This window comes from Psychrobacillus sp., from assembly GCF_032154225.1.
Taxonomy (GTDB): Bacteria; Bacillota; Bacilli; order Bacillales_A; family Planococcaceae; genus Psychrobacillus.
This window is the reverse complement of the sequence record NZ_JALDYF010000021.1, coordinates 39455-46080: the sequence shown is the minus strand read 5'-3', so window position 1 is coordinate 46080 and position 6626 is coordinate 39455. Positions and strand designations below refer to the sequence as shown.

The 6626-nt window shown below is 35.1% G+C and carries 7 protein-coding genes; 3 read left to right on the top strand and 4 right to left on the bottom strand.

All coding sequences use genetic code 11. The annotated features are described in order from the left end of the window. Positions 1-123: 123 nt before the first annotated feature. Positions 124-816, top strand: coding sequence for a ZIP family metal transporter (locus RUH95_RS18940; RefSeq protein WP_313894466.1), 693 nt, complete (start codon positions 124-126; stop codon positions 814-816). Positions 817-930: 114 nt separating this feature from the next. Next, positions 931-1551, top strand: a complete 621-nt coding sequence (locus tag RUH95_RS18935) for a hypothetical protein (protein WP_313894462.1) — start codon at positions 931-933, stop codon at positions 1549-1551. Positions 1552-1867: 316 nt separating this feature from the next. Here the strand turns inward: RUH95_RS18935 and RUH95_RS18930 are convergent, their stop codons facing one another. The 3 genes from RUH95_RS18930 to RUH95_RS18920 all read right to left on the bottom strand — a co-directional run bounded on the left by RUH95_RS18930 (position 1868) and on the right by RUH95_RS18920 (position 3580). Beyond that, positions 1868-2500 carry a YIP1 family protein gene (locus RUH95_RS18930; protein WP_313894461.1) on the bottom strand — a complete coding sequence of 211 codons (633 nt, stop codon included), beginning with the start codon at positions 2498-2500 and terminating at the stop codon, positions 1868-1870. Positions 2501-2549: 49 nt separating this feature from the next. Then, on the bottom strand, positions 2550-2942 hold the full coding sequence (locus tag RUH95_RS18925; RefSeq protein ID WP_313894460.1) for a DUF4181 domain-containing protein: 393 nt from the start codon (positions 2940-2942) through the stop codon (positions 2550-2552). A gap of 395 nt (positions 2943-3337) precedes the next feature. Then, on the bottom strand, positions 3338-3580 hold the full coding sequence (locus RUH95_RS18920; protein WP_313894465.1) for a hypothetical protein: 243 nt from the start codon (positions 3578-3580) through the stop codon (positions 3338-3340). Positions 3581-3804: 224 nt separating this feature from the next. On the opposite strand from RUH95_RS18920, the gene RUH95_RS18915 reads away from it, so the two are divergent. Continuing rightward, complete coding sequence (locus RUH95_RS18915) at positions 3805-3942, top strand: hypothetical protein (RefSeq protein WP_313894459.1); 138 nt, start codon at positions 3805-3807, stop codon at positions 3940-3942. 100 nt (positions 3943-4042) lie between these two features. Here RUH95_RS18915 and helD read toward each other — a convergent pair whose 3' ends face one another. Continuing rightward, the gene (gene helD / locus RUH95_RS18910; protein WP_313894458.1) at positions 4043-6367 is read right to left on the bottom strand and encodes an RNA polymerase recycling motor HelD; all 2325 of its coding nucleotides are present in this window, start codon (positions 6365-6367) and stop codon (positions 4043-4045) included. Between the last annotated feature and the right edge of the window lie 259 nt (positions 6368-6626).

Below are 6626 nucleotides of genomic sequence, written 5' to 3'. Positions count from 1 at the left end.
GAGGCATAGTGACTATTTTTTAAGACACACTTTATGTAGAAAACGAACGAAAATACAAAATTGAATAAAATGGTTAATCAACAGGCGTGAAATAGGATTACAAATTTTTAGAGTAGGAGAATGATGAAGTTGAATGCAATAATTCTTGGTGGTTTTCTATTTTTCAGTGTTAGTATAGGTGGTGGAGTTGCTTGGTTAGTATCTAAAATATTTCATAAAACAAATGAAGGTTTGGCATTATTATGTGGTGGATTTTTAGTAGGCCTACTAGCACTTGATATTATTCCATCTGCTTTAGCTATGTACAAATTTCCTGGAATTATTCTTGGTGTACTCATTGGATGCCTCTTCCTCCTATTATTGGACAATTTTCTCCATGTCTCCACTCCGTATAAACCATCTGTGTACTTGCTTACCATTGCCCTGTTCATACATACAATTCCTTTAAGTTTGACTATCGGCAATATGCTTGGTAATTCTACTTTTGGTGTTTCCATTACGACCTCAACGATTCTTCATCATTTACCAGAAGGATTCGCGCTTACTTCAGCGTTTCTCTCGAAAGGAGAGAAGTTATGGGGGTTACTTCTGTGTTTTATTGGTTTATCCGTCTGCTTTAGTATATTTGTTTGGATTGGACACCATACGATTCTTTCTACTAGGGCACAAGGTGTTTTATTAGGCATATCCATTGGGCTGATTGCCATTACAAGTATAAATGAATTCATCCTGCATCATATCCGTGCTGTATCCATACGGTCATTTCTTACATTTATCTTCCTCGGTTACCTCTTAAGTGTAGTATTTCATCACTGATATCCCTGTGTTCAATGAAAAGTCATAACATATTCAATCAAATGGAAATACTTGAATAGTCTCCCAAACTAATATAGACTAGTATTTACAAAAGAGCTTGGGAGTGAAGTATAAATGGAAATCTCGATTACAAGGGCTTTACGGGAACTTAAGACATTGGATGCCCGTATTGTAAAAAAAGTTAATGAAACCACTTTCGCAGCTTCAAAAAAGCCAAAAGAAAATATACCCGGCTTCAAAACAGTTGATGAGTTCGAGAAGAAAGCAAAAGAAAGTCTTCAGTCCATCAAAGATTTAATCGAACGTAGAAAACAAATCAAAAAAGCAATTGTAGAGTCTAACGCCAAAACAACTGTAGAAGTTTCTGGGATAAAAATGACGGTTGCCGACGCTATTGAGCGTAAAAACTTTATCGAGATTGAAAAAACACTCCTTCGCAAAATGAACAGTGATTATGGTCAATCTCAAGTCAGAGTTGAGCAAAATAATGAACTCGCTCAAGATAGACTAGATACTCAACTAAATAATATGATTTCAAAAGATGGTAAAACGGACTTAACTGCTGTAGAAGGATACAAAAAACTGTTTTGGGAATCGGAAGAGACGAAACTAATAGATCCTATACAGGTAAAAGAAATTGCAACAAGAATGGCAGAAGATATTGAGTCTTTCGAAGACGATGTGGATGTAGCTTTAAGTGAAATAAATGCAAATACAATGATAACGATTGATTAACCAATAAAATAACAGCTTGCTGTTCTAGTGAAAAAGAAGAAAGTTTCCCCGAGCAGGGTATGGGTTAAAACCCTGCACTCAAATGGCAATTAACGAAAATGAAAAAGCTAAAAGGTTAAACCTTAGCTCTAAAAGGTTAGCATTCAACATTCTTAAATTGTAACGTATAACGGTCAACAATTAATATTCTATAAAATCTCGGATGAAAGGTGCTATAGGATTTGAAACTTCCTTTCTTCCCCTCCGAGCTGCTACGACAGCACAAAAAGAGTGATCCAAATGGGTCACTCTTTTTTGTTCAAACTAATAATCATGCTTATACTATTATCGAGGATATGAAGATAAACGTAAAAATAAATACAATGATTCCAATGATTAATGAAGGAATAATAAGTGTTGCGAACCCTCTCCAACTTGAAAATTGATGCACTTCTCCAAATATCTTACTTTGAATAACAATCATCCAAATACCGAAGAATATCATAAATAGGCTACTGAGTAACGACCAAACAATAGCGCCTAGAGTAAACGTCGTAGTCATGTTGTAAGTCATGACAGCTGTTAATATCCAATATGGAGTCAACCAAATACTAGGAATCATAATAATTCCTATCGCTTGGGCAACCTCTTTATAAACACCTACGCCACCAAACCATTTCCCTACCCAAGTATAAATAACTGTTCCAATACCTAAACCAATTAAAGCAAATATAGGAGCTAATACAACAGCAGCTAGCAATATCCACCAAAATGATATGTCGAGATTAAAACTATATATGGAACTTATTGCAGAAGGTATCCCTGCAAAACCCCCTATTATAGAAAGTATTAGTGAATATTTTAACTCCTTATGATCCAACACATAACGCACCGTTTCCTTAGGTGATAACCATATTGAAAAAAACGGATTTACTTTCTTAACTTCTTTATATTCCATTTCACTTGTCATATGACCCCTCCTGTTACTAGTTTATTTTTACATTTGCAATAATATGTATCTATAATTGCTCTCCAATAAGTATAATTAAAAATGACACCAAAATATATACGGAGTCTAACAAGTCATAGTAGTAAGTTTTCTCCTGTCGGAAAAACAACCATTCCTCTATTCCACGATTTACACTTAGTAAGAATAACATACCGAACATCGGCATTAACCTTTCACTAAAGGAAAAATTTTCTATACCATGATCGATAAACAAATTCATAGTACTTAGGAAGAATAAGCAAAAAATGATAATTTCAATTACCATTGAATACTTCTTCTTATCTTTAGCTAGTGTTCCATTCCACTTTCTTTTGATTTTAAGCCGTTTTTTCAAATAAAAATGAATGATAGATAAATTAATTGCTAATGCGATTATTAATCCTACTATTGTTAGTGTATTCAACTCACCCCTCCTACATAATCGTTATCTATAATACGATTTCATTAACAAAAAGTTTCAATTTTCTCTATTTTTGATATACCGGTAGCAACAGTAATCAAAAAAGACAAATAAAAGCAATGCTATCTTTTTTAGAAAAAAATAATACCTCTAATGAAGATTCATTTATAGGTGGTCACCGGTTCATTGGGTTTACCAATTTAATTTGGTTATAAATAATTCATTAAGTTTCAGATAGTTTTTTAAAGCAGTAGTTTAATCGCACCGGTCAGATGGTTATACAATCGAGAAATAGGATTAGCTGCTTAGCCAGAAATAATCTCGAATTACAAGAGTGTTCTTTAAAATGGTTGTGTAGAAAAATCGAAAAAGCCGTTCCCATTTGTGAGTCGGCCCTTTCAATTTATATACCTATTCATTTTATAGAGTAGTGAGGCATTCATTCGGAAACTTTTTTGATAATGCGAAAGTGCAATTAGGGAAAAAATATAGCGATAACTATGATAATGAATATACAAACTATCAACCATTCCCTGTCCTTTTCGATACGATGTGGTCCAGTCATCTTTTTTATTATTTTCTAAAATATATTGGATACCTGATTTAATTTTTGGAGTGACTTCATCCTCAGTAGCAATCAACGCATCCAATGCCCATGCTGTTTTAGTTAACCTACTGGATCCTAACGGAACATTCGTTCCATTTCATCTGAAAGGGTCACCATTCACAAAATTTGTCCTTCCTATTACATAAATTCAATTCAACTATACATATTCTGTTTGTTTTTAAAAAATGCAAAGAACTAACCATTTTGCATAAGAACTTCTATCACTGTGCACATTAAACTCTAGGAGGTGAAGATAACATGGCAAAGAAAAATAAACCGAACTTTAAGAAGAAAGAACCTAATTCAAAAAACAATCGTGAAGAATTTGCAGAAGATCTAGATTTAAATCAAACTAAACGTAAAAACACACAACAAAATAACGAACAGAATCGATAATACAACAATAGTATAATTTAAATACTTAGTTAATCAGGCATTAAAAAAAGCAAGTATAGAATTATTATCTATACTTGCTGCATTATTATTGTTTCTAAATCTAGCTCAGTACTAACTTCTCCGGCGCAGCGTTTCGTAAAAATGGGCTCGGTTCTCCTGCACTGTAAAGATGCAGTTCATGCATTGCCCGTGTGCACGCTGTGTAAAACAATCTACGTAAGCTTTCATCGGCGTATACTTGAGCCGATGCATCATATATAATAACAGCGTCAAATTCAATTCCTTTTGCCAAATATGCAGGTATTACAACGACACCTTGCTCATATTCACCAGAACCGCTCTTCACTAGTTTAATTTCTTCGACATCACTTAGGGCGTCGTATGCAATGACGCTTTCCTCTGCGGATTTGCATATAATCGCAATCGTATTAAACTTCTGTTTACGTAAATCTGACACTTTCGAAGCGATGTCGCGATGCAATTCTTTTCGATTGGTCAATTGCGTCAGAATAGGCTTTTTTCCTTCGCGTTCAAATGCGTTAATCTGTTCTCCATTAGGTATAAGTCCACGTGTAAATTCGACAATTGGTTTTGTAGATCTATAACTACGAGTCAGGTTTATCGCATTCGTTTCATTCGGTCCATATAAGCTCGTAAGCATATCGAAATCTACCGTTTCGCTAGCATGGGCGAATATAGCTTGATTAAAGTCTCCAAGCACTGTCATTTTTGCTGCTGGAAATAAACGCTTCAAAAATTCGAATTGAAACGGTGAATAATCTTGTGCTTCATCTATAAGCACATGTTTGATCGAGCTGTTCGTCTGGAAGCCTTGAATCAACTCTTTCAAAAGCAAGAATGGCGTAGCGTCTTCGTAAAATAGTTTTCCTTCATCTAACATTTTCAAAGTCGAGAAGCAAATATCTTCCCATTCTTCGGAAATTCCCCCATCCATCCACGTTGAATCAGTGAAAAGTTGCTTGTATATTCCTTTAATATTAATGAAACGAAGCTCCCGAATTTGTTTACGTAACTTTTTTAACTTTTGGTGAACAATCAATTGAGCGAGTTCTTCTCGTTCTAATTCATACTCATCAGAGGATGCCCCTTTAAAGCCTTTCTTTTTCCGCAAATGATTATAAGCTTTTTGATAATCATCTTCACTAAGTAACTCGATTTCTTCCTGTATCCACTCCTCTGTCTGTTCGTGCTTCTCCACTTCATCCACTAGCTCGTTTAGCCAATTCGTTAACTTCTCCAGCCTGTTATGAAAACGGAGTGATGTGTCGCTGTTATAAAACCTTTCCGTAATTTGCTTCGCTGTGACAATTTGTTTTCCTCTGAATTTAATACCTTTAAATAGCATACCGGATAATTCCAGCGATTGTCTGTATGTTTTAATTGCCTCAAAAAAACGAACCGATGCTTTGAATCGAATGCTCTCAGACCTAGTTTGGTATGAAGGTTCATCCATTTCGGTCAACACATATTCCAATTGTTCATATGGACCCTCAACCTGAAACTCGTCACTTAGGCGATGAACTAAGTATTCTTGGAAAGTGACCTGCTGCATATTCTCCTCACCAAGTTCAGGCAACACATTGGACACGTAACTGTTAAACATTGAATTAGGTGAGAATAAAATGATTTGATCCGCTTTCAATCTGTCTCGGTATTTATAAAGTAGGTAAGCAATCCTCTGTAGAGCAGCCGACGTCTTGCCGCTACCAGCTGCTCCTTGAACGATGAGTAGTCGGCCATGATCATGTCGAATAATTTGGTTTTGTTCCATTTGAATGGTAGATACGATGCTTTGTAAGTGTTTATCTGTACTTTTTCCAAGCACTTGTTGTAAAATTTCGTCCCCTATCGTGAGACTAGTTTCAAACATCGATTCAACAACGCCGCCACGGATAATATATTGCCATTTTTCCTCCAGCACACCACCGATAACTCCTCCAGGTGTCGTGTATTCAGCAGGACCCGATGAATAATTGTAATAAACGCTTGAGATTGGTGCTCGCCAGTCATAAATTAAAAAGTTTTCTCCACTAGAATCCATTAGTGTGGATATACCTATATAAATTCTTTCCGTATCGGAAGTTCCTTCTTCCATAAAATCGATTCGACCGAAATAAGGAATTTCCTGCATTCGTTGAAGTGCGGACAATTTATTGAAAGCTTGCTTATGTGTGCTTTGGCTTACAGAAAGATTTTGAGCCTGTTGCCTTAAGCTCATAATCGTCTCAAGATAATCGTCAAACGTATCTGTATTTACCTTGACGTCATCCCAAAAGTGTTTCCGGAAATGAACTACCTCTTGACGACGCCAATCTGTTTCGCGTTTTAGCTTGCCAATTTGGTCTGTAATAGTATCCATTACACTTTCCAATCGTTCTTGCTCCTGCAGAAGTTCTGTATTCATCTCAAGCACTCCTTCATAAAAATAAAGTTGACAAAAATTTATTTATAATGTAAAATAAATATAAGGGTAATTATATGCACACAAAATTAAAAAGTGTTTCTATATTAATTTACCATAATTTTTCACTTTAATCAATTGATTTTACATAATATAAGAAGCCAAATTCTAATGACTTTTAGAATTTGGCTTCTTTTTTATTTAATACTCCGTTTCATAAATAGGTTGATTACTCTAGTTGAACATGGTTTAGATTTCAATT